The sequence below is a fragment of the Streptomyces sp. NPDC051976 genome, assembly GCF_040680795.1.
Lineage (GTDB): Bacteria > Actinomycetota > Actinomycetes > Streptomycetales > Streptomycetaceae > Actinacidiphila.
In genome coordinates, this window is the sequence record NZ_JBFAXL010000005.1 from 164,096 (window position 1) to 185,908 (window position 21,813).

The 21,813-nt window shown below is 74.2% G+C and carries 20 protein-coding genes; 12 read left to right on the forward strand and 8 right to left on the reverse strand.

Features of this window, described 5'->3' with window-relative positions; translation table 11 throughout:
- Positions 1-162: 162 nt before the first annotated feature.
- The gene (locus AB0M29_RS08145; RefSeq protein ID WP_365380653.1) at positions 163-1,686 is read right to left on the reverse strand and encodes an MFS transporter; all 1,524 of its coding nucleotides are present in this window, start codon (positions 1,684-1,686) and stop codon (positions 163-165) included.
- Positions 1,687-1,772: 86 nt separating this feature from the next.
- On the opposite strand from AB0M29_RS08145, the gene AB0M29_RS08150 reads away from it, so the two are divergent.
- On the forward strand, positions 1,773-2,168 hold the full coding sequence (locus AB0M29_RS08150; RefSeq protein WP_365380656.1) for a MarR family transcriptional regulator: 396 nt from the start codon (positions 1,773-1,775) through the stop codon (positions 2,166-2,168).
- A 54-nt stretch (positions 2,169-2,222) separates the two neighbouring features.
- On the opposite strand, the gene AB0M29_RS08155 is transcribed toward AB0M29_RS08150, so the two are convergent.
- The 3 genes from AB0M29_RS08155 to AB0M29_RS08165 all read right to left on the reverse strand — a co-directional run bounded on the left by AB0M29_RS08155 (position 2,223) and on the right by AB0M29_RS08165 (position 5,011).
- A complete protein-coding gene (locus AB0M29_RS08155; RefSeq protein WP_365380659.1) occupies positions 2,223-3,029 on the reverse strand; it encodes a maleylpyruvate isomerase family mycothiol-dependent enzyme in 807 nt (268 codons plus the stop codon).
- A 205-nt stretch (positions 3,030-3,234) separates the two neighbouring features.
- Entirely contained in the window at positions 3,235-3,603 is a 369-nt protein-coding gene (locus AB0M29_RS08160) for a hypothetical protein (RefSeq protein WP_365380661.1), read from the reverse strand.
- A 151-nt stretch (positions 3,604-3,754) separates the two neighbouring features.
- Complete coding sequence (locus tag AB0M29_RS08165; RefSeq protein ID WP_365380664.1) at positions 3,755-5,011, reverse strand: MFS transporter; 1,257 nt, start codon at positions 5,009-5,011, stop codon at positions 3,755-3,757.
- Positions 5,012-5,028: 17 nt separating this feature from the next.
- On the opposite strand from AB0M29_RS08165, the gene AB0M29_RS08170 reads away from it, so the two are divergent.
- Positions 5,029-6,252, forward strand: coding sequence for an ROK family protein (locus AB0M29_RS08170; RefSeq protein WP_365380666.1), 1,224 nt, complete (start codon positions 5,029-5,031; stop codon positions 6,250-6,252).
- Positions 6,253-6,452: 200 nt separating this feature from the next.
- On the opposite strand, the gene AB0M29_RS08175 is transcribed toward AB0M29_RS08170, so the two are convergent.
- On the reverse strand, positions 6,453-7,367 hold the full coding sequence (locus tag AB0M29_RS08175) for a DUF2797 domain-containing protein (protein WP_365380668.1): 915 nt from the start codon (positions 7,365-7,367) through the stop codon (positions 6,453-6,455).
- Between the two features lie 195 nt (positions 7,368-7,562).
- Between AB0M29_RS08175 and AB0M29_RS08180 the strand changes: the two genes are divergently transcribed.
- From AB0M29_RS08180 to AB0M29_RS08200, 5 genes are all read left to right on the forward strand, one after another.
- Complete coding sequence (locus AB0M29_RS08180; protein ID WP_365380671.1) at positions 7,563-8,375, forward strand: class I SAM-dependent methyltransferase; 813 nt, start codon at positions 7,563-7,565, stop codon at positions 8,373-8,375.
- A complete protein-coding gene (locus AB0M29_RS08185) occupies positions 8,372-9,736 on the forward strand; it encodes a hypothetical protein (RefSeq protein WP_365380674.1) in 1,365 nt (454 codons plus the stop codon). The genes AB0M29_RS08180 and AB0M29_RS08185 overlap by 4 nt, the downstream gene beginning before the upstream one ends.
- A 221-nt stretch (positions 9,737-9,957) precedes the next feature.
- Complete coding sequence (locus AB0M29_RS08190) at positions 9,958-10,278, forward strand: SHOCT domain-containing protein (RefSeq protein ID WP_365380677.1); 321 nt, start codon at positions 9,958-9,960, stop codon at positions 10,276-10,278.
- A complete protein-coding gene (locus AB0M29_RS08195; protein WP_365380680.1) occupies positions 10,275-11,090 on the forward strand; it encodes an ABC transporter ATP-binding protein in 816 nt (271 codons plus the stop codon). The genes AB0M29_RS08190 and AB0M29_RS08195 overlap by 4 nt, the downstream gene beginning before the upstream one ends.
- Positions 11,087-13,642 carry an ABC transporter permease gene (locus AB0M29_RS08200; RefSeq protein ID WP_365380682.1) on the forward strand — a complete coding sequence of 852 codons (2,556 nt, stop codon included), beginning with the start codon at positions 11,087-11,089 and terminating at the stop codon, positions 13,640-13,642. The genes AB0M29_RS08195 and AB0M29_RS08200 overlap by 4 nt, the downstream gene beginning before the upstream one ends.
- 244 nt (positions 13,643-13,886) lie before the next feature.
- Here the strand turns inward: AB0M29_RS08200 and AB0M29_RS08205 are convergent, their stop codons facing one another.
- Entirely contained in the window at positions 13,887-14,414 is a 528-nt protein-coding gene (locus AB0M29_RS08205) for an ATP-binding protein (protein WP_365380685.1), read from the reverse strand.
- Between the two features lie 404 nt (positions 14,415-14,818).
- Between AB0M29_RS08205 and AB0M29_RS08210 the strand changes: the two genes are divergently transcribed.
- Positions 14,819-15,901 (forward strand): PLP-dependent cysteine synthase family protein, encoded by a 1,083-nt coding sequence (locus tag AB0M29_RS08210; RefSeq protein ID WP_365381033.1) that lies wholly within the window; start codon positions 14,819-14,821, stop codon positions 15,899-15,901.
- Positions 15,902-15,920: 19 nt separating this feature from the next.
- Here the strand turns inward: AB0M29_RS08210 and AB0M29_RS08215 are convergent, their stop codons facing one another.
- Together AB0M29_RS08215 and AB0M29_RS08220 are read right to left on the reverse strand one after the other, a co-directional pair.
- Entirely contained in the window at positions 15,921-16,322 is a 402-nt protein-coding gene (locus AB0M29_RS08215; protein WP_365380687.1) for a RidA family protein, read from the reverse strand.
- A 48-nt stretch (positions 16,323-16,370) separates the two neighbouring features.
- Complete coding sequence (locus AB0M29_RS08220; protein ID WP_365380690.1) at positions 16,371-17,711, reverse strand: PLP-dependent aminotransferase family protein; 1,341 nt, start codon at positions 17,709-17,711, stop codon at positions 16,371-16,373.
- Positions 17,712-17,842: 131 nt separating this feature from the next.
- Here AB0M29_RS08220 and AB0M29_RS08225 point away from each other — a divergent pair, with 131 nt between their 5' ends.
- The 4 genes from AB0M29_RS08225 to AB0M29_RS08240 all read left to right on the forward strand — a co-directional run bounded on the left by AB0M29_RS08225 (position 17,843) and on the right by AB0M29_RS08240 (position 21,742).
- Entirely contained in the window at positions 17,843-18,691 is an 849-nt protein-coding gene (locus tag AB0M29_RS08225) for an alpha/beta fold hydrolase (protein WP_365380692.1), read from the forward strand.
- Positions 18,692-18,754: 63 nt separating this feature from the next.
- Positions 18,755-19,531, forward strand: coding sequence for a molybdopterin-dependent oxidoreductase (locus tag AB0M29_RS08230; protein ID WP_365380695.1), 777 nt, complete (start codon positions 18,755-18,757; stop codon positions 19,529-19,531).
- On the forward strand, positions 19,515-20,222 hold the full coding sequence (locus AB0M29_RS08235) for a cytochrome b/b6 domain-containing protein (RefSeq protein ID WP_365380698.1): 708 nt from the start codon (positions 19,515-19,517) through the stop codon (positions 20,220-20,222). The genes AB0M29_RS08230 and AB0M29_RS08235 overlap by 17 nt, the downstream gene beginning before the upstream one ends.
- Before the next feature lie 116 nt (positions 20,223-20,338).
- On the forward strand, positions 20,339-21,742 hold the full coding sequence (locus AB0M29_RS08240; RefSeq protein ID WP_365380701.1) for a hypothetical protein: 1,404 nt from the start codon (positions 20,339-20,341) through the stop codon (positions 21,740-21,742).
- Positions 21,743-21,813: the final 71 nt, after the last annotated feature.

Below are 21,813 nucleotides of genomic sequence, written 5' to 3' on the forward strand. Positions count from 1 at the left end.
CCACCCCCAAAGTTCGCCCATACGGCCGAATTGACACACCGTTGGCTGACGTGTGGTGGGTTCGGGGCGGCCGTGTCAGGAGCGTGCGGCAGGCCCCGCGCGGTCCTCCTCGCGCGGGGCCTGCTGGTGGGTGGGTGGGGACGGACGGGGAACCCGGGGTGGTCAGTCGCGGAGGGCGATCTGCTCGGCGCGGTCCGCCTCGGCCTGGTGGGGCACTGTGGCGGTGGCATCGAAGTCGGCGGAGGAGGCGACGAGGATGCCGTGGGAGGGGCGGCGGGTGCGCAGGCCGGTGGCCGTGACGATCAGGCCCGCGAGGCCGATCAGGCCGACGACCCAGAGGCCGGGGCGGTAGCTGTCGAGGATGGCCTGCTTGGTCGCCGCGTGCTTGCCGGTGCCGGAGGTGACCACCGCGGTGACCACGGCGAGGAAGATGGCGCCGCCGACCTGGAAGGAGGTGTTGAGCAGGCCGGAGACCATGCCCTGTTCCTCGTTCTTGACGCCGTTGGTGGCCTGGATGTTGAGGGACGGGAAGGCCAGGGCGAACGCGCCGCCGAGCAGCAGCATCGAGGGCAGGATGGTGGTCGCGTAGTTCGGGTGCAGCCCGATCCGGAGGAAGAGCGCGTACCCGATCACCAGGAAGGTGAAGCCGACCGCGATCACCCGCAGGGTGCCGAACCGGTCCACGATCGGGCCCATCCGGGTGGACAGGATCGCCACCAGCGCACCGGCCGGCAGGAAGGCGAGCGCGGTCTGCATCGCGCTGTAGCCGAGCACGTTCTGCAGGTACTGCGTGACCAGGAACTGGAAGGCGATGTAGGAGCCGAAGAAGGTGGCGCCGCCGATGTTGGCGCGGATCTGGCTGGAGGACCGCAGCACGCCGAGCCGGATCAGCGGGTGGGACGAACGCGTCTCGATGGCGACGAAGGCCGCCAGCAGCGCCGCGACCCCGACGAAGGAGCCGAGCGTACGGGCCGAGGCCCAGCCGGCGTCGGACGCCGAGACGACGGTGAACACCAGCAGCAGCATCGACGCGGTGCCGGTGACGGCGCCCGGCAGGTCGTAACCGCGGCCCTGGGTGTTCTCCCGCGGGCTCTTGGGGATCAGCTTCAGTCCGGCGATCAGCGCGGCCAGCGCGATCGGCGCGGGCAGCAGCATCGTCCAGCGCCAGCCCGCCTCGGTGAGGAAGCCGGAGAGCACCAGGCCCATGGAGAAGCCGGTGGCGCCGCAGCTCGAGTAGATGGTGAGGGCCCGGTTGCGCACCGGCCCCTCGGCGAAGGTGGTGGTGATGATCGACAGGCCCGCGGGCGCGGTGAACGCGGCGCTCAGACCCTTGATGAACCGGGTGGCGATCAGCAGCGAACCGGAGTCGACGAGGCCGCCGAGCAGCGAGGCGACGGCGAACACGGCCAGGGCGACGAGGAAGACGCGCCGCCTGCCGAGCAGGTCGGCCGCGCGGCCGCCGAGCAGCAGCAGGCCGCCGTAGCCGAGGATGTAGCCGCTGACGACCCACTGGAGGGAGGACGTCGACAGGTCGAGGTCGTGGCCGATCGAGGGCAGTGCCACACCGACCATCGACACATCGAGTGCATCGAGGAAGAGCGCGGCGCAGAGCACGAACAGCGTGCCCCACTGCAAGGCGCTCCAGCGCTCTTCGGTGCGGGGGACGGTGGTTGACGGAGAGGTCATGGGGAAGACACTACATGCGCACGCATCAAATGCAAACGCATTTAATGCCCGTGCATACGGGTCCGTTTTCTGCTACCGTGCAGTACATGACCGGCGACAAAGGTGAGCGGGCGCTCGTGACCGAATGGCGGGAGATCCTCGCCATCCACGCCCGCACGGCATGTGAGCTGGACCGCGAACTGCACCAGTACGGTCTCGGCGCGAGCGACTTCGAGGTGCTCGACGTCCTCGCCAGCGGCGACCCGCAGGACGGCGGCCTCGCCTTCCGCGTGCAGGAACTCGCCGACCGGGTGCATCTGAGCCAGAGCGCCCTGTCCCGGCTGGTCGCGCGGCTGGAGAAGGACGGGCTCGTCGAGCGCTGCATCTGCAGCGAGGACCGGCGCGGTGTGCGCGTCGCCATCACCGACAGCGGGCGCGACCGCTACGAGCAGACCCGGCCCGTGCACCGCGCGGTGCTGGAGCGGATGCTCGTCCAGGGCTGAGCGGTTTCCGCGCGCGGGAGCGGCCGTACGAAGGCCGCACCCCGCCGCGCCACCTCAGGTGATCGCGCCCGTCCGCCGCCACAGGTCGAGCAGACCGTCGTCGCCCGCCACCGTCAGCTTCTCGTACGGTCCCCGGTTCCACAGCGCCAGGTACAGGTCCTGCGCCGAGCCCGTCACCGTGCAGTCCGCGGGCTGCTCGGGCGTGTCGTGTACGACCACCGGGGCCTCCGCCGACAGCCGTACGAGCCAGTCGCCGCCGTCGGGCGCGTCCAGCGCGCGGACCCGCAGCGAGCGCGGCCGGTCGGAGCGGAACCGGCTGCGGGAGCGGCCGTGGAAACCCGCGAGCAGTTCGTCGATCCCGTCCGCCGCGAAGGCGGCCTCGACGGGGGTCGGGGGCCGGCCGCACGCGGCCTCGGCGTCGACCCGGTGGATGGTCACCTCATGTGCCTGGCGCCGGGCCCAGAACGCCAGCGCGGACGGCGCGGTCAGGAAGAACCAGCAGGTCAGATCGGCGGGCGCGGCGCTGAGCGCGTCCGCGAGACCCCGGTGAATCTCCCGGTACCAGTCGACCAGTCCGGCGTCACCGGGCGTCGTCTCGTCCCAGTCCTCCGGCTCCGTCCGGCCCTCGGCGACGTATGCCGTGGCCCAGCGGTGCACGGCGCCGGTGTGCGCCACCAGATCGCGTACCCGCCACTCGGGGCAGGTCGGCACCGGCGCGTCGAGCCCGGCGCCCTCCGCCGCGTCGGCGAGCCGGCCGCCCTCACGGCGCAGGGTGTCGATGAACCCGGCCGTCGCGGCGTACGGCGCTGCCGCCGTCGCCTCGTCGCCGCTGCCCGCGCTGCCCGGTCCCGCTGTCTCCATGCGCGGATTGTCGCAGGTGGCAGGGGGGTGGGTCGAGATCCACAGGGGCGTGACCTGGGCGGGTTCGCGGCTGCCGGGCAGGTCCGGGGCGCGGGTGGGCGGCTGCCGGGCGGGCGCGCGAGAAACCGCCGCCGCGCGTGCGGGCCCGCGGCCCGGAGCGGGTCCGGGGCGCGGCCGGCCGGACGGTGACCTCGGTCCGGGCGGGTCAGTGCGTGGAGCGGCCCGCCGGGGCGCGGCGGCGGGCGTACCGCGCCGCGAAGCCGAGCAGCGCCGCGTTGACGGCCGCCGAGACCAGCGCGGCGAGCACCGTGAGTGCCCAGCCGGACCAGCCGTAGGCCGTCACCTGCGTGTCCATCCCGCCGACGGCGACGAACAGCGCCCACAGCAGCGGTGTCCAGGGCAGGGTGAGCAGCACCAGCAGCACGCCGGTGAAGGAGGCGCCCCGGTGCGAGAACACCGCCGTGTCCAGCAGCATCAGCGCCAGCGAGGCGGCGACCACCGCCAGGTAGACCCGGGAGACCCGCTCCCGGTACAGGGGTCCGGCCGCGGCGGCGAGCCGGGGCGGTATGCGCATCTCTCCTCCTTGCGGGGTGTCCTGCGGCGGCGCGGTGCGGCGACACAGGGCATACGGGTGCGCACCAGCATGGCCCCTGATCGACGAGTGAGCGCCTGTTCCGTACGTCACTTCTCGGGACGAGGGCCGTGGCTTCCCAGGACAGGCGTCGTCATTTCCCGGGACGGGCGTCCTTCGTGGGTGACCCGCTGCCCCGCACCGCGTAGGCGATCCCCGCGGCGACGGCGGCCAGCGCGGCGACCGTGGTCAGGGCGGTCGGCAGGCCGAAGGCGTCGGCCAGGAAGCCGATCGTGGGCGGGCCGAGGAGCATGCCGCCGTAGCCGAGGGTGGAGGCGGCGGCGACGCCGCTGGGCCCGGTCAGTTCACCTGCCCTGGCGATGGCGACGGGGAAGAGGTTGGCCAGGCCCAGACCGGTGACCGCGAAACCGGCCACCACCAGCGGGGTCGCTGGGGCCAGCGCGCCGAGCAGCATGCCGCCGCAGGCGGTCAGACCGCCGAGCACGAGGGCACGGGTCTGCCCCAGGCGCTCCAGCAGCGCGGTGCCGGACAGCCGCCCGAGGGTCATCGCGCAGGCCACCGCCGCGTATCCGGCGGCCGCGATGCCGGGTCCGCCGTGCAGGTCCTGCTGGATGTGCAGCGGACCCCACTCGGCGAGCGCGCCCTCGCCGTACGCGGTGCAGGCCGCGATCAGGCCGAAGACGGCGACCAGCAGGCCGGTGCGGCGGGGGCGCGCCGTCGCCCGGGGCGCGCGGGTGTCCCGGTCCCGCGCCGCCGCGGCCGGCTCGGGGCGGCGCAGCGGGTGGGCCAGCAGGACACGTCCGGCGAGGGCGACCGTCAGCAGGCCGACCGGGGTGAGCAGGAGCAGGTGGGTGGCGGGCGAGAGGTGCGGCGCCAGGAGGCCGCCGATGCCCGCGCCGAGCAGCCCGCCCAGGCTGTACGCGGCATGGAAGCTGGACATCACGGGGCGGCGCAGTGCGGCCACGAGATCGACCGCGACGCTGTTCATCGCCACGTTCAGGCCGCCGTAGGAGACACCGAACAGCAGCAGCACCAGGCCGAGGGCGAGGGCGGAGTGCGTCCTGGGCGGCAGGGCCACGCTCAGGGAGAGGAGGATGCCCGTCAACACGGTGACGCGCTCGCTGCCGAAGCGGCGGCACAGCCGTCCGGTGAGCACCATGGTGGCCACGGCGCCCGCCGAGACACCGAGCAGGGCCAGCCCCAACTGGCCCGCGGACGCGCCGACCTGGGCCTTGATCGCGGGGATACGGACCACCCAGCCCGCGAAGAGGAAACCGTCGACGGCGAAGAAGACGGTGAGGGCGAGGCGGAGTCGGCGGAGGGCGGGGGACGGGGCGGGAGTGTGGTGGGATCGGCCAAGGGCCGTCCCTATTTTGTTTAGCGTCGGCACAAAGTCAGAATAGAGGGGTGACACAGATTCGGACAAGGCTTGAGAGAGGCCGCGGCGCACTCGGCCCGGCACTCTCCCTGGTGCACACCGGCCACGCGGCGACCCGCGCCCTGCTCACCGCGGAACTCGGGGTGACCCGGGCGACGGCCGGCGCGGTCGCCGCCGAGCTGGAGGCGCTGGGACTGATCCGGGTCGACACCCGGCCCACCGGCCCCTCCGGCGCGCAGGGGCGGCCCTCGCACCGGCTCGACGTGGCGCCGGAAGGGCCGGTGGCGCTCGCCGCGCAGGTGCACGCCGACGGTTTCCGGGCCGCGCTCGTCGGGCTCGGCGGGGAGCTCGTGGCCACCGCGCCCGGCTGTATGACGGTGCCCGCCGATCCCGCGCACGTCCTGGGCGCGGTCGTCGAGGCGGGTGCCGAGCTGTTGCGCGCCTCCGGCCGGGTCTGCGTCGGCGCGGGCCTGGCCGTACCGTCCGCGGTGGCCGAGCCCGAGGGCACCGCGCTCAACCCGCTGCACCTGGCCTGGCCCGCGGGAGCGCCGGTCCGCGAGGTGTTCGCGAGCCAGGTCGCCCGGGTCGGCATCACCGGGCCCGACGGCGCGCCCGTCGCGTCCTTCGTCGGCAACGACGTCAACGTGGCCGCGCTCGCCGAGCACCGCCACGGCGCCGGGCGGGACGCGCAGCAGCTCCTCGTGGTGGCCTCGGGACACCGCGGCGTCGGCGGCGCGCTCGTCCTCGACGGCCGCCTGCACACCGGCAGTTCGGGGCTCGCCCTGGAGGTCGGCCATCTCACCGTGCTCCCCGACGGGCGCCCCTGCCACTGCGGCAGCCGCGGCTGCCTCGACGTCGAGGCCGACCCGCTGGCCTTCCTGGAAGCGGCCGGGCGCACCCCCGGCCCCGAGGTCTCGCTGCTCCAGCAGTGCATCGACCTGCTCCGCGAGGAGTACGCCGACCCGGCCGTCCGCTCCGCCGCACACACCCTGATCGACCGTCTCGGCCGCGGCCTCGCCGGACTCGTCAACGTCCTCAACCCCGACCGCATCCTCCTCGGCGGCCTGCACCGCCACCTCCTGGACGCCGACCCCGACCACCTGCGTGCCGTCGTCGCCGACCGCAGCCTCTGGGGCCGCAGCGGCAGCGTCCCGCTGCTGGCCTGCGCCCTCGACCACAACAGCCTCGTCGGCGCCGCGGAACTGGCCTGGCAGCCGGTGCTGGACGACCCGCTGGCGGCGCTGGGCGGGTAGCCCGCAGGGGCAGGGCGTGTCCGGCACGACGCATCGCGCCCGCGGCTCCGGGGCCCGGGCGTCCGGCAGGCGCGTCTGCGGCGCTCGGTGGGGAGCGGGTCCGGGTGTCGGGCGGACGCGCGCGGCAGGCGCGGCGCCGGGCGTAGGTGGCCGGTGGGGAGTGCCGGGCCTTGTGCGCCCGGGTGCGCCCGGCCGCGCCCTCAGAAGAGGGACTGCGGGGTCTCCATCGGCGGGGCGACCGGTGTGGTGGGGAAGCCGGAGGCGGTGGGGGTGGCCGGGCGCAGCAGGGGCCAGCCCGCGGCCAGCCGGGAGTCCAGCAGGAGTGTGGTGGCGGGGGCGTCGGCCGGGGAGAGGTAGAGGTCGGCGCCCGCGACGGCGCGGATGGTGGCGGTGAGGGCGGCGCCGCGCGGCAGCGCGGTGATCTCGGCGGTGGGCCTCGGCGCGGCCGGTGCCAGACCGAACAGGACCGCCTGGTCGACGGCCTCGAACGGCCGCGGGCGCAGCGTGTCCGGCAGCAGGTCCCGCACCCGGTCGTACAGGGCGCGCAGCTCGGCCGCGCGGGCCGCCGCGTCGGGCAGCGCCAGCCGGGCGGCGCGCTTCGCCGTACTCGACACGCGGTCCGGCAGACCCAGCGCCGAGCCCAGGATCGACTCGGTCCGGCGCGCCGTCATCAGCGGCCCCTCACCGAGGAAGGTGAAGCAGACCGCCGCCTGCTCCCGCAGCCGGGCCGCCCCCCGCTCCACCGCGGTGATCCCCACCTTGTGCCGCCCGGGACCGAAATACGCCAGGTAGACGGCGTAGGCCCGCGGGTCGTCGACCTTGGTGTCGGCCGCCACCGAATACGTACGGTCCAGCGCCGCGCAGCGCTCGCACTGGTCGCGCCGCGCCTGCGGGGCCAGCTCCGCCCCGTACGGACACGGCACCCACCGGCCGCCGCGCCACACGCCCAGGCAGGCGCGCACCGCGTCGGGGCCGACCGCGAAGGCGAGCGGCCCGCCCAGCCGCAGCGGACTGGAGCGCGCCTCGCCCCCCGCACCCCCGGCGGCCGCGCCCGGCAGCCACCACGTCCACACCGGCCCGTCGTCCCGCCACCGAAGACCCGTGCAGTGCCACATGCGACCAGCCTAGGCGGGGCCTGTGACAACCGCCCGGCCCGCGGTGCCGGACCCGCTCACCGGGGGGGCGAGGCGGCGGTGCGCTGATCAGGGCCTGTTCCGGGGCGTACGCGTGTCGGTGGTCCGTGGTACCAAGGAGTCTGACGGGATGTCATGGTGCTGATGGGGGTGTGATCCGTGCGGGGTGGGGTCGAGTTGACGGCTTATCTGGTCAACGAGTCGAGGGCGCGGATGCCGGAGCTGGCCGAGGACGGGCTGGCGGCCGCGTGGATCCCGGACGGCGAGCGGGGCGCGGTGCGGGCGCTGTGGGAGGAGTTCGCCGGCGCCGTTTACGCGCACGACGACCTGGTGGTGTCGCTGCGCGGCCGCTTCATCGCCGACACCCTGGCGGACGTGCTGCGGGAGGAACCGGAGACGGTGCTGGTGGTGTGCGGCGCCGGATTCTCGTCGTACCCGTGGCTGCTGCCGTTCGCCGCGGCGCTGGAGGTGGACCTGCCGGACATGGTCGCGGCCAAGCGGCGGCGGGCGGCGGAGCTGGTGGCGTCGGGCGTGGCGGCGGACCGCGAGGTGCGGCACCTGGCGGCCGACCTGGGCAGCGCGGCGGACCGGGAGCGACTGGCGGCGCGGGTACGGGAGTTGGCGGCCGGGCGGCCGGTGGCGTATGTGGCCGAAGGGGTGCTGTTCTACCTGCCGGACGAGGACGCGCGGGCGGTGGTCCGGCTCGGCGAGCAGTTCGGTACGACGAACGTCACCGCGGTGAGCTACTGGCCCGCCGCGGCGGCCGGCAGCCGTGTCCTGGCGGAGCAGCGGGACTGGTTCCTGGACCGCCAGGTGCCCGCGGACGCCAGCTATCTGACCCATCATCAGCTCACGGAGCTGCTCGGCCCCACGGTGCTGGACCTCGGCCCCGAGGACCTGCAGCGGCGCTACCTCGGCCGGGTGGACGTCGCGGAGTCCGAACTGATCCCGGAGTACGTGGCCGTGGCCCGCCCGGGCGCCGCCGCATGAGCGGGGTACTGCACCTGCAGAGCAGGGCCTACCCGCTGCACCACAGCGCCGACGGCCCCGTCCCGGTGGCCATGGCCGTACCCGGCCACGGCGTGCTGCACCCCGTCGCCGGGTCGCTGCGCTCGCTGGCGTACAACCCCGACAGCACCGTCGAGTTGGACCTCACCGCCGTCGTCCGGCCCGTGGTCGCCCTGCCGGGTGTCGAGATCGTGGCCTGCCATGCCCGGATCCTCACCGCGGGCACGGTCCTGGTGGTCTACGCCCTGCGGCACGACATCGATCTGCGGGAGCTGGCCCTGCCCGAACTCGACGCGCTGGACGCCTCGGTCAACCGCGCGTTACGTGAGGCGGACGCGTCCGTGCTGACCGCGGTGCTCGCCTCCTCGGTGAGCAGCGGCCTGATGACGAACGTGGCGCTGCGCCCCGACCTCGCGCTGGGCGGCGAGCACTCCCCGATCGACCGCCAATCGGCGCGCTACAACTGCCACTTCGTCACCCAGGACCCGCCGTGGCCGCCCGACACCCGGGTGCCCGAGCTGATCTCGGGGCCGCAGTGCCGGATCCTGCTGCCGTACACCTACGCCTGGGACTGCGACCCGGCGACACCGCTGGACGATCTGCTGACCATGACCGAGCCCACCGATGTCGCGGTGGCCCAGCAGTCGCTGCTGGTCGGCGCGTTGATCGCGGGCAGGTGGGTGCTGGCGGACCTGGCGCACGGCAATCCGGAGAGCACCGATGTGCACGCCTTCCGCCGGTTCCTCGACGGACTGTGGGCCGACTTCCACCACCTGGACGGCTACCGCATCGAGTCGACGCAGGCGCACCGCGCCGGATATCTGGCCGCCCGCCAGGTGATCGGACTCGACGACACCCAGGAACGGGCCGACAAGCTGCTCGGCTACGTCAGCAACTCGCTGGTGGCCGCCTCCTCCATGCGCGCGGAGATGCTCGACACCCGGCTCAACCGGGTCGCCGCCGCCCTCGCCGTGGTCAGCGCCGCGTCCTTCGGCCTGGACATCGCGGTGTTCGTGCTGCCCAAGGTGTCGCTCGCGACCAAACTGGGCGTGGTCGCCGGGCTGATCGGCATGGCGCTGTCGTGCCTGCTCGCGATCATCGTCCCCGGCCGCACCACCCCGCGCCGCCGGTTCGTCCCCCGCCTGCCGGCGCCCCGCCCGCGCGCGGCCCGCGAACCCGCCGGCCCGGGGCCGACCCGCGGTCCCGACGACCCGGGAGCGCCCCCGGGCGGCGGCCCGCGGCGCCCCGTACCCCGCAGGCAGAGCTGGCCGGTGCGCCGCCGCCGGATACCCGCGCCCCGCGGGCCCGCCGACGAGGACGACGGCCTGGTCGTCCCGCGCTGACGTGGCGGCTCGCACCGACGCGGCGGGGGCGCCCGAATCCCGCCGCGTCATCCGCATGGCCGGGTCCGGGTGGCGGTGGGAGCAGGCCGCGCCCCGCCGCGTACTCCCCGCGGGGTAGACGGGGTGCCGCTGGCCGTACGACGACGTGAGGGCCGGGGAAAGCCAGGCTCGGTGGTGTCGGAGAAGTCTCCGCGTGACGCACCATCGAGGAGTTGACGAGCATGAACACCCTGGCTTGGCACGACGGCGGGCCCGGCCCGTGGATCCTGTTCTTCCCGCTGATCTGGGCGGCGGTCGTGGTCACCGTGGTCACCGTGCTGCGGCGTACCGCCTGGCGCGGCCGCCGCGGCCCCTGGCAGTCCCGTTGGGGCGCGGCCGCCACCGGCGGGAGCAACGCCGCCGCCGAGGACAACTCCCCGATCGCGCTGCTCGCCCGCCGCTTCGCCACCGGGGAGATCGACGAGGACGAGTACTGGCGACGTCTGTCGGTGCTCGACGAGCGGTTCGGCGGCGACCTGCGGGGCAAGGGCGGTGCGCTGTGACCGCCGACCTCACCTCCGGGCCGACGCTGGTCGGTGCCCCGCCCGCCGCCCGTGTCACCGACGCCGCGAAGGTCTACGGCAAGGGCGACGCGGTGGTCCGCGCCCTCGACGGGGTGACGGTCGGCTTCCCCGCCGGGCGCTTCACCGCGATCATGGGCCCCTCGGGTTCCGGCAAGTCCACGCTGATGCACTGCGCCGCCGGGCTCGACACCCTCACCTCGGGCAGCGCCCACATCGGCGACACCGACCTCGGATCGCTCACCGACCGGCAGCTGACGCTGCTGCGCCGCGACCGCGTCGGCTTCGTCTTCCAGTCGTTCAACCTCGTGCCGACGCTCACCGTCGCGGAGAACATCACCCTGCCGCTCGACCTGGCGGGCGCCCGGCCCGACATGGCCTGGGTGGACGCGCTGATCGACGTCGTCGGACTCGGCGACCGGCTGTTGCACCGTCCGAGTGAACTTTCCGGCGGTCAGCAGCAGCGGGTCGCGGTCGCCCGCGCCCTCGCCGGTCGCCCCGAGGTGGTCTTCGCGGACGAGCCGACCGGCAACCTCGACTCCCGCTCCGGGGGTGAGGTGCTGGAACTGCTCGGCCGGGCGGTGCACGACATGGGCCGCACCGTCGTGATGGTCACCCACGACCCGGTCGCCGCCGCGCACGCCGACGAGGTGGTCTTCCTCGCCGACGGCCGTCTGGTCGACCGGATGGCACGGCCCACCGCGGGCCGGGTGCTCGACCGGATGAAGGCGTTCGACGGCAGGACCGGCACCGCCGACGGCAGGACCGGCACCGCGGAAGGTGCCGCCCGATGAGCGCCGCACGCGCCTCGCTGCGCATCGGCCTGGCCGGACTGCGCGCCCACAAGCGCCGGTTCGCGGGCACCTTCTTCGCCGTCTTCCTGGGCGTTGCGTTCCTGGCCGGGACCATGGTCATGGGCGACACGCTGCGGGCCAGCTTCGGCAGCCTGTTCGCCGACGCCAACAGCGGCACGGACACCGTCGTACGCGGCGCCGACCAGATCAAGGCGGGCCCCGGGCAGGGCGTACGGCAGCCGGTCCCCACCGACCTCGTCGCCGCGATCCAGCGGGTGCCGGGTGTGGCGGCCGTCGCGCCCGACATCGAGGGCGCGGGCGAACTCGTCGGCAAGGACGGGAAGTCGCTCGACACCAAGGCCCCGACCGTCGCCGCCAACTGGATCACCGACCCGAAGCTCAACCCGTACAAGCTGGTCGAGGGCCACGCACCGCGCGGGCCCGGCGAGGCCGTGATCAACCGCGGCGCGGCCAAGAAGGCCAAGCTGCGGGTGGGGGACACCACGCTGCTGCGCGCACCCAACCCGGTGCGGATCACCGTCGTCGGCGTGGCCACCTTCGGCGGCGAGGACGGCGAGGGCCAGACCACGTACGCCGGGCTCAGCCGCGGTGACGCCGAGTGGTACCTGATGCCCGGGCCGGGCGAGGCGACCACCATCAAGGTGCGCGCGGGCCCCGGCATCAGCCAGCGGGAACTCACCGACCGGGTGGCGCGGGTACTCCCCGCGAAGTACGAGGCGATCACCGGGACCACCGCCAGCGACGAGGCCGAGTCGTCGACCGCCGGGGCGTTCCTGAACATCTTCACCACCTTGCTGCTGGTCTTCGCGGGCATCGCGCTGCTGGTGGCGACCTTCAGCATCCACAACACCTTCGCGATCGTGGTCGCCCAGCGGACCCGGGAGAACGCGCTGCTGCGGGCGCTCGGCGCGACCCGCCGCCAGGTGCTCGGCTCGACGCTCGCCGAGGCCGTGGTGGTGGCGCTCGCCGCCTCGGCCGCCGGGCTGCTCGGCGGCATCGGTATCGCCGCCGGACTCCAGGCGCTCTTCCCCGCGGTCGGCTTCCCCTTCCCCGGCGGCGGCCTGAAGATCCACGCCGCGGCGATGGCCGTACCGCTCGCCGTGGGCCTGCTGGTCTGCGCCGCCTCGGCCGTGATGCCCGCGGTACGGGCCGGGCGCACCGCCCCGATCGCGGCGCTGCGCGAGAGCGCCACGGACACCTCGGGCGCCTCCCGCCGGCGCGCGCTGATCGGGGCCGCCACCGGTGCGGCCGGTGTCGCGCTCACCGTCGTCGGTGTGGCGGGCCCGACCCTGCCGCTGACCGCCGCGGGCGCGGTGCTCACCCTGTGCGCCTTCGTGGTGCTCGGCCCCGTGGCCTCCACGGTCGCGGTACGGGTCCTCGGCGCGCCGGTCAGCAGACTGCGCGGGGTGACCGGGGCACTGGCCCGCCGCAACGCCCTGCGCAGCCCCAAGCGGACGGCGGCGACCGCCACCGCGCTGATGATCGGGGTCGCGGTGGTGTCGCTGTTCACCGTCCTCGGCGCGTCGCTCAAGGAGTCGATGAACCAGACCGTGGACCGCTCCTTCGCGGGCGACGTGGCGATCAGCGCGCAGGTCTACGGCGCGGGCGGCAGCGGGCTCAGCCCGAGGATGGCGCCCACGCTGGCGGCGCTGCCGCAGGTCAAGGACGCGGTGGGGCTCGGCCGGGGCGTCGCCGAGGTGGACGGCGGAGGGCGCCAGCTCTCCGTGACCGATCCGGTGGCGCTCTCCCGGCTGCTCGACCTCGGTACGGTACGCGGTTCGCTCGCCGGGCTCGGCACGCACGCGATCGCCGTGTCGCGGGACGAGGCAGGCAAGCACGGCTGGACCACCGGCAGCGCGCTGACGCTCGGCTTTGCGGACGGGACCAAGGTGCCGTTCACCGTCGGCGCGGTCTACCAGCGGGCCGATCTCGCGGGCGACTACCTGATCACCCGGGCCGCCTGGAGCCCGCACCACGTCCAGGACAAGGACACGCTCGTGGCGGTGGACTTCAGGGACGGGGTCTCCGTGAGCGCGGGCAAGGCCGCGGTCCAGCGGGCGGTGGTGCCCTTCGGCTCGCCCGACGTGCAGACCAAGAGCGAGTACGCCACCTCGTCGGCGGCGGGCATCGACACCTTCCTCACCCTGGTCTACGCGCTGCTGGCGCTCGCGGTGCTGATCGCACTGCTCGGCATCGCCAACACGCTCACGCTCGCGGTGCACGAGCGGACCCGCGAACTCGGCCTGCTGCGCGCGGTCGGCCAGACCCGTGGCCAGCTCCGGGCGATGGTGCGCTGGGAGTCGGTCGTGGTGGCCGCCTTCGGTACCGCGGGAGGTCTCGGTCTGGGTGCCTTCCTCGGCTGGGCGCTGGTGAAGGCCACCGACAGCTCGGGCATCAGCGCCTTCGCCGTCCCGCCGGTGCCGCTCGCGGTCGTGCTGCTGGTCGGCGTGGCGGCAGGCGTCCTGGCGGGCTGGCGCCCGGCCCGCCGCGCGGCCCGGCTGGATGTGCTGCGGGCGATCGCCACGGAGTGAGGCGACGACGGCGGCGGCCGATGCGCAGGGCCGGCTGGCGGGCCGGATCCATGCGACCGGCCGTCGCCGGGCCGGACCGACCGGTGGTTGTCGGGCAGGCCGACGGGCCCGCCACGGAGTAGTCCGATGCGGCGCCCCTCGCGCCCGGCCGCCCCACGGGCGCCCGGCCCATGCGACCGGCCGCCGTCTCCGGGGGAGACGGCGGCCGGTTCCCGGCTTCGCGTCGATCAGCGGCAGTGCCGGATCAGGCGACGGGGACCGCGAGCGGGGCGGCGACCGGTGGGGCCACCGGCAGGGCGACCGCGGCGCCGACACGCTTCGGGGGCGGTTCGAACGGGACCGTGGAGCGCAGCGGGACCGGCGCGGGCACCGGTACCGGGGTGCGCAGGACGAACCACACGATCTTGCCGGTCTCCTGGGGCAGCAGGTCGGTGCCCCAGCTGTCGCTCATCGCCTCGACCATGGCGAGCCCGCGCCCGCCGGTGGCGAGCGGCTCCACGGGATGCAGCTGCGGCAGCCGCGGGTCGTGGTCGGCGACCGCGACGGTGAGCCGGTCGGCGGCCAGCTTCAGCCGTACCGAGCAGTGCTTGTCGGGCCTGGCATGTCGGTGCACGTTGCCGAGCAGCTCGCTGATGCCGAGCGTCGCCGCGGCGATGAGCGGATCGAGGCGCCAGTAACGGAGCTGGGCGGAGACGATCCGGCGGATCTGTTGGATCCGGTACGGATGCGCGTCGAGTTCGAGCGCACATTCTCTGTCGGCTTGCATGATCACGGCTGCGACTCCCTCCGCGGCGGGGGCCGGACCCCGCGTGGCGGGGTCCGGGCCGTGCGCCGCTCCGATGGGAACACCTGAGCGAAACTGCGTAGAGTGACTGCGGCAGTACTCCGTGATGCGATTTCAGAGTCACCCCATGTGGCGGAATCCGCAACTTCCGCACAGCGGGTTGGCTGGAGGTTGTCGTTCCGGTCGGAGTCACCAGCCTGCTACCTGCGCTTTCGTCCCCCTATGATCCATATACGGGCCATCCGGCACGGCGCGCGGCGCGAGGCGGCGCGCCGCAGGGACGGGAGAGTCACGTGGACGCCAGCGAAGCGAGCGCTTCCAGCGGTGCCGGTCACTCCGGTCGCGCGGCAGTCGGCAGCGACCGGGCGGACGGCTGTACGCGTACCGGGGACATCGACCGCACCGACCCCGGATACCGCACCTGGCTCAAGGAGGCGGTCCGCAGGGTCCAGGCCGACGCCAACCGCTCCGCCGACACCCACCTGCTGCGCTTCCCGCTCCCCGACGAGTGGGGCATCGACCTCTACCTGAAGGACGAGTCGACCCACCCGACCGGCTCCCTCAAGCACCGGCTCGCCCGCTCGCTGTTCCTGTACGGGCTCTGCAACGGCTGGATCCGGCCCGGGAAACCGGTCATCGAGGCGTCCAGCGGCTCGACCGCCGTCTCCGAGGCGTACTTCGCGCGCCTGGTCGGTGTGCCGTTCATCGCCGTCATCCCCCGGAGCACCAGCCACGAGAAGCAGCGGCTGATCGAATTCCACGGCGGGCAGTGCCACCTGGTGGACGACCCGCGCACGGTGTACGAGGTGTCGGCACGGCTCGCGGCGAGCAGCGGCGGGCACTACATGGACCAGTTCACGTACGCCGAACGCGCCACCGACTGGCGGGGCAACAACAACATCGCGGAGTCGATGTTCCAGCAGCTGCGGCGGGAGCGGTATCCGTACCCGGCGTGGATCGTGGCCACCGCGGGAACCGGCGGCACCTCGGCGACCATCGCGCGCTATGTGCACTACATGCAGTACGACACCCGGATCTGCGTCGCCGACCCGGAGAACTCCTGCTTCTACGAGGGGTGGGTCAGCGGCGACAAGAACGTGTCCTGCGACCGGGGTTCACGGATCGAGGGCATCGGGCGGCCGCGGATGGAGCCGAGCTTCGTGCCCGGCGCGATCGACCGCATGATGAAGGTGCCCGACGCCGCGTCGGTGGCGGCGGTACGGGCCCTGGAGTCGGCGATCGGCCGCAAGGCGGGCGGCTCCACCGGGACCGGGCTGTGGAGCGCCTTCAAGATCATCGCGGAGATGGTCGCGGACGGCCGCACCGGCAGCGTGGTCACCCTGATCTGCGACCCGGGCGACCGCTACCTCGACAAGTACTACTCCGACGCCTGGCTCGCCGCGCAGGGCCTCGACATCGCCCCGTACGCCTCGGCCATCAACGGCTTCCTGGCGGACGGGAGTTGGCCGGGCTGAACCGGGCGCGCCGCTCGGGTCAGAGCGCCGCGAGGGCGTCGATCTCCACCCGGAAGGCCGGATTGACCAGGCCGCCGACCTGGACGAGCGAGCAGGCGGGCAGCGCTTCCTTCGGCAGATATCCGTCGCGCACCTGCCGGAAGGCGTCCAGATCCGCCAAGTCGGTCAGGAAGACGGTGAGTTTGACGACGTCGGCGAGGGTGGCACCCGCCGCGGCCAGCGCGCCGGTCAGATTCTCGAACACCTGCCGGATCTGCGCCCGCGCGTCGCCCTCGCCGACCAGCCGCCCCTCGGCGTCCACCGGTACCTGCCCGGAGACGGCGACCATCCGGCCGCTGAACGCGACCGCGTGGCTGTAACCGTTCACCGGGGGCAGCCCGTCGGGCCGGGTGTAGTGCCGTATCCGCGTCTCATCGGTCATGGCGGCATCGTGCCATGACTCCCGAAGCCGACGAGCCCTGCCCTCCGCTCAGTCGGCTGACATGTCGTCAGGGTCGCTGCGGGCCAGGGCGGCGAGCGTGCCGAGTGCCTGCCGGAGGGTCTCGGGCGGGGGAGAGGCCAGCCCCAGGCGGATCGCGTTGGGCGTGCGGTGCGGGCCGACGACGAAGGACGCCGCGGGGGTGACGGCGATACCGCGACGCGCCGCGGCGGCCACGAAGGTGTCGGCCCGCCAGGGCTCCGGCAGCTCCCACCAGCAGAAGTACGCGTGCGGGTCGCTACGCAGCGCGCACCCGGCGAGCGCCGCGGCGGCGATCCGCTGGCGGGCGGCGGCGTCCTCGCGCTTGGCGGCGGCCACGGTGGCGGCGGCGCCGTCGGTGAGCCACCCGGTGGCCGCCTCCAGGGCGTACCCGGTCACGGTCCACGCCCCCGAGCGCAGCGCGCCGACGACGCGGCCCGCGAGCTCCGGCGGGGTCAGCGCGAAGCCCAGCGTGAGGCCGGGCGCCAGCCGCTTGGACAGGCTGTCCGCGAACACCACCCGCTCCGGGGCGTACGCGGCCAGCGGCGGGGCCGCGTCCGGGTGCAGGAACGACCAGATCGCGTCCTCGATCGCCACCAGTCCCGACTCCCGCAGCACGTCGGCGAGTTCGGCCCTGCGGCTGCCCGGCATGGTGACCGCGAGCGGATTGTGCAGCGTCGGCTGCACATAGACCGCGCCCAGCGGCGACGCGACGTGGGCCGCGCGCACCGCCTCCGGCACCAGCCCGTCCGCGTCGCAGGCCAGCGGCACCGCGGTGACCCCGAGCCGGGCGGCGACCGCCTTCACCACGGGATACGTCAGCGCCTCGACGCCCAGCCGCCCGCCGGCCGGGACCAGGGCCGCGATCGCGGCGGCGATCGCCTGGCGGCCGTTCCCCGCGAACAGCACGGTGTCAGGGTCGGGTGCCCAGCCGGGCCGGGCGAGCAGCGCGGTGACCGCCGCGCGCGCCGCGGGAGTGCCGGTCGCCCCGGCCGGTCGCAGCGCCGCCGCCAGCACATCGGGCCGCGACAGCCGGGCGAGGCCCGCGGCCAGCAGCTCCGTCTGCCCCGCCACGACCGGGTAGTTGAGCTCCAGATCGATCCGGGCGAGGGCCGGTTCGGCGAGCGCGGGGCTCGCGGCCGGTGCCGCCGCCCGGACGAAGGTGCCGCGCCCGACCTCGCCGACCACCAGACCGCGGCGGGTCAGCTCGGCGTAGACCCGGCCCGCCGTCGAGTCCGCGATGCCGAGCCGCCGGGCGAACGCGCGCTGCGTCGGCAGCCGGTCACCCGGCCGCAGCCGTCCGCTCGCGATGTCCGCGGCGACCGAGTCCGCCACCCGCCGGTAGTCCCGCATGGCCCGCCGCCACCTTCCGCACGCCCATCCCGTGCACATCCTCATATTGCACCGAGGTCAATATAGTCATTGCCCTGCGCTGATGTCGCCCATAGCATCGAGACATCGGTTCGGCAGGGGGGAAATCCCAGGTGAGCGCGGTATCCGTCAACGGCATCACGGTGGAGTACGACGACTCGGGCAGCGGGGACGCGCTGCTCCTCGTCCACGGCCACCCCTTCGACCGCTCGATGTGGCGGCCGCAGCGGACGGCCTTCCCCGGCCACCGGGTGATCGCCCCCGACCTGCGCGGCTACGGGGCGACCACCGTCGTCCCCGGCGTCACCCCGCTGGACACCTTCGCCCGCGACCTCGCCGCGCTCCTCGACCACCTCGGGATCGCCCGCGCCGTGCTGTGCGGGCTGTCCATGGGCGGCCAGATCGTGCTGGAATTCCACCGGCTCTTCCCCGAGCGGGTCAGCGGCCTGGTGCTCGCCGACACCTTCGCCCAGGGCGAGACCCCGCAGGGCAGGAAGGAGCGCAACGACCGGGCGGACGCGCTGCTGCGCGAGGGCATGGCGGGCTACGCGCACGAGGTGCTGGACTCGATGGTCGCGCCCGCCAACATCGCCGCGCTGCCCGAGGTCGCCGACCATGTGCGCGGCATGATGCTCGCCGCCCCGCCGGAGGGCGCCGCCGCCGCGCTGCGCGGCCGCGCCGAGCGCCCGGACTACACCGCGATGCTCGCCGACATCGCCGTGCCGACCCTGTTGGTCGTGGGCCGGGACGACGTCTTCACCCCGGTGAGCGACGCCGCGTACCTGCACGAGCGCATCCCCGGCGCGCGGCTCACCGTCATCGAGGGCGCCGCGCACATGCCGAACCTCGAACGCCCCGCCGCGTTCAACCAGGCGCTGGCCGGGCTGCTGGCCGCCGTACCGGCGTCGACGGGCGCCGCGGCGGCGGACACAGCGGACTCAGAGACAGCCGCGCAGATATGACGAAACCCTGACGATGCCCGGCCTGCCCTGGTCACCGGGCGTCCGGCGTGCTCGAATCGGTACATGGACGACAGCACGCCGGACCCGGCGAAGCCGCCGCGGCCGCAGCCCGGGGCGGAGCCGCCCGCGCCGGAAGGGCGCGGCACACCCGTCGGGCGCAGGGTGGTGCTGGGCATGCTGGGACTCGGCGCGCTCGGCGTGGGCGTCGGCGGCGCCGTACAGGACAAGCTCGACACCGTCCTGGCGTCGATCAGCGCCAAGGACCCCACCGGAGTGACCGGACTGCTGCCCGGCGGCGGCGGTTTCCGCTTCTACTCGGTCTCCGACTCCATCCCGCACCGCAGTGAGCGCGACTACCGGCTCACCGTCGGCGGCCTCGTCGACACCCCCGCCTCGTACCGGCTCTCCGACCTGCGCGCCCTGCCGCAGGTGCGGATGGTGCACGACGTGCAGTGCGTCACCGGGTGGCGGGTGCCCAAGACCGCGTTCTCCGGGGTGCGGCTGTCGACCCTGCTGGACGCCGCCGGGGTGACGGCCAAAGGCACCGCGCTGCGCTTCACCTGCTTCGACGGCGTCTACACCGAGAGCCTCACCCTCGACCAGGCCCGCCGCTCCGACATGATCGTGGCCCTCACCATGAACGACAAGCCCGTCACCGCCGCGCACGGCGGACCGGTGCGGCTGTACGCGGCGCCCATGTACTTCTACAAATCCGCGAAGTGGCTCTCCGGCATCACCGTCACCAAGGACGTACAACCCGGCTACTGGGAGCACTACGGCTATGACGTGGACGCGTGGGTCGGCAAGTCGAACGGCCGCGGTGATGACCCCACTTCGTGAGTCCAGGGCCGTCGCCGGGCTGCGCCGCTTCACCCGCGCCGAGACCTGGGTGCACCGCTCGCTGAACTGCCTCATGGCGGTCTGCGTGTTCACCGCCGCCTGCCTGTACTTCCCGCCGCTCGCCGAGATCGTCGGCCGCCGCAGGCTGGTGGTCACCGTCCACGAGTGGTCGGGCATCCTGCTCCCGGTGCCGCTGGTGCTGGGGCTGCTCTCCCGCGCCTTCCGCGCCGACGCGAGCCGGCTGGGCCGGTTCCTCCCGCACGACTGGCGCTGGCTGCGCACCGCCCTGCGCACCCGCAGGCGGGAGCCGAGCCTGGCGGGCAAGTTCAACGCCGGGCAGAAGCTGTACGCCGCGTTCACCGTCGGAGCCATCCTGATCATGATCGGCACCGGGCTGATCATGTGGTTCCCCCGGCTGACCCCGCTGTTCTGGCGCACCGGGGCCACCTTCGTCCACGACTGGCTGGCGCTCTTCATCGCCGCCGTGATCACCGGCCACGTCTGGCTCGCCACCAAGGACCCCGAGGCCCGCCGCGCGCTGCGCACCGGTTACGTCCCCCGCTGGTGGATCAAGGCCGAACACCCGCTCTGGCACCCCGAGGACGCGCCCCAGGACGCGCCCCAGAGTTCGTCCGGGCACGCGCCCGACGACCGGCCGGGGCACCGTACCGCGGGCTCGCACAAGGACTGACCGCGGCCCGGCCGCCACTCGCCAACCGCCGTTCGCTGCCGTTCTGTTACGGCCCGGACACCGTCCGGACGCTGTCAGGCCACCGGGGTGTCGCGCCACCCGCCTAGCGTCACCGTATGACGACGTCTCAGGCGACGCGGCCGGCGGGGGAGAGCAAGGCGGCGGTGGTGCCCGTGGTGGTGCGCCCGCCCGAGACGGTTCGCCCGCCGCGGCGCGGCCTTCGACGGGGGAAGGCCGGGCCGCGGCGGCTCGGCACCAGGACCGTGACGGCGCTTCTGGCACTCGCCGCACTGTGCGCGGTCGCGATCGGCGGCGCTGTCGCCGTGCGGCACGACACCCTCAGGCTGCGCCAGTCGGTGACCGAACGGGCCGCCGTCGCCGCGCAGTTGAACTTCGCGCTGGCTGACCTGGACGCGCAGCGCGCCGACACCCTCGCCCCGGGCCAGTCCGCCACCGACCCCACGGTGGAAGTCGGCAACCAGCTCATCGCCCTGATCACCGCACAGCAGCGGCGGGCCCAGGTCAGCGATCTGCTGCGGCAGTTGGGCGCCGACCGCGACCAGGGCTCCCGGGTCCGCTCGCTGCTCGACGCGCTCGGCCGCTACGACGACCTGAGCGGCCGGGCCGCCTATGTGGACGATCTGCACCCCGACCGTACGGCGGGGCAGCCGCCACAGGTCGCGGTGACCATGAACGTCCAGGCCGGTCAGATCATGCACGACCAGCTACTGCCCGCCGCCTCCGCGCTGTCCGCCGTCTACCAGCGGCAGGCGGCCGCGCTGGCGTCCACCGCCCATGACGCGGCCGAGCGCGCGGCGCTGCTGGTCGGCCTGGTCGGCGCGCTCACGGCGGCCTTCCTCGTCTGGTGGCAGTGGGAACTGACCGTCGACTACCGGCGGTTGCTGCACCCCGCGCTGCTCGCCGCCACGGCCGCCGCGCTGGTGATCAGCGTCTCCGGTGTCCTCTCCTTCCTGTCCTCCGCGGACTCGGTGACCGCCGCGGGCGACCAGGGGCTGCGGCCCTGGACCCGCCTGGCGCAGGCACGCGCGGTGGCGGCGCAGGCCGCGGCGAGCGAGAGCCGCTGGTTCGTCCACGACGCGGCCTACGCGGTCACCGACCAGAAGCAGTTCGACGCGCTGACCCGCCAACTCGACACCCTGCTCACCCCGGACGGCTACGCCACCGCCGCGGAACGCCCCGGCTACGCCGACGTCCGTACCCGCTACGGCCACTTCCGCGCCGACGACCGCACCCTGCGGAACCTGCGGGCCAAGGGCGAGACGGACCAGGCGGCCATCGTGCTCACCACGGTCGGACGCGGCGACATCGCCTTCGACTTCTGGGACTTCGCCACCACACTGGACGCGCTGGCCGGGCGGCAGCTCGACGACTTCACCGCCCACGCGACCGACGCCCGCGGCGCCCTGGACGGCTGGCCCGCGATCCCCGGGGCGGCGCTCGGCGCCGCCGGGGTACTGGTGCTCCTCGGGATCAGACGGCGGCTGGCGGAGTACCGCTGACCGGGCCGTGCGGGGGATGCGTAAGAATGTGCGACACACGGGGCCGGGCGTCCGCCAGCCGGCGGCGGCCC

Excerpts from the sequence above, each read along its gene's own strand:
- AB0M29_RS08145 (WP_365380653.1), bottom strand. The coding sequence starts at position 1,686 with ATGACCTCTCCGTCAACCACCGTCCCCCGCACCGAAGAGCGCTGGAGC.
- AB0M29_RS08150 (WP_365380656.1), top strand. The coding sequence starts at position 1,773 with ATGACCGGCGACAAAGGTGAGCGGGCGCTCGTGACCGAATGGCGGGAG.
- AB0M29_RS08155 (WP_365380659.1), bottom strand. The coding sequence starts at position 3,029 with ATGGAGACAGCGGGACCGGGCAGCGCGGGCAGCGGCGACGAGGCGACG.
- AB0M29_RS08160 (WP_365380661.1), bottom strand. The coding sequence starts at position 3,603 with ATGCGCATACCGCCCCGGCTCGCCGCCGCGGCCGGACCCCTGTACCGG.
- AB0M29_RS08175 (WP_365380668.1), bottom strand. The coding sequence starts at position 7,367 with ATGTGGCACTGCACGGGTCTTCGGTGGCGGGACGACGGGCCGGTGTGG.
- AB0M29_RS08185 (WP_365380674.1), top strand. The coding sequence starts at position 8,372 with ATGAGCGGGGTACTGCACCTGCAGAGCAGGGCCTACCCGCTGCACCAC.
- AB0M29_RS08190 (WP_365380677.1), top strand. The coding sequence starts at position 9,958 with ATGAACACCCTGGCTTGGCACGACGGCGGGCCCGGCCCGTGGATCCTG.
- AB0M29_RS08200 (WP_365380682.1), top strand. The coding sequence starts at position 11,087 with ATGAGCGCCGCACGCGCCTCGCTGCGCATCGGCCTGGCCGGACTGCGC.
- AB0M29_RS08215 (WP_365380687.1), bottom strand. The coding sequence starts at position 16,322 with ATGACCGATGAGACGCGGATACGGCACTACACCCGGCCCGACGGGCTG.
- AB0M29_RS08220 (WP_365380690.1), bottom strand. The coding sequence starts at position 17,711 with ATGCGGGACTACCGGCGGGTGGCGGACTCGGTCGCCGCGGACATCGCG.
- AB0M29_RS08230 (WP_365380695.1), top strand. The coding sequence starts at position 18,755 with ATGGACGACAGCACGCCGGACCCGGCGAAGCCGCCGCGGCCGCAGCCC.
- AB0M29_RS08235 (WP_365380698.1), top strand. The coding sequence starts at position 19,515 with ATGACCCCACTTCGTGAGTCCAGGGCCGTCGCCGGGCTGCGCCGCTTC.
- AB0M29_RS08240 (WP_365380701.1), top strand. The coding sequence starts at position 20,339 with ATGACGACGTCTCAGGCGACGCGGCCGGCGGGGGAGAGCAAGGCGGCG.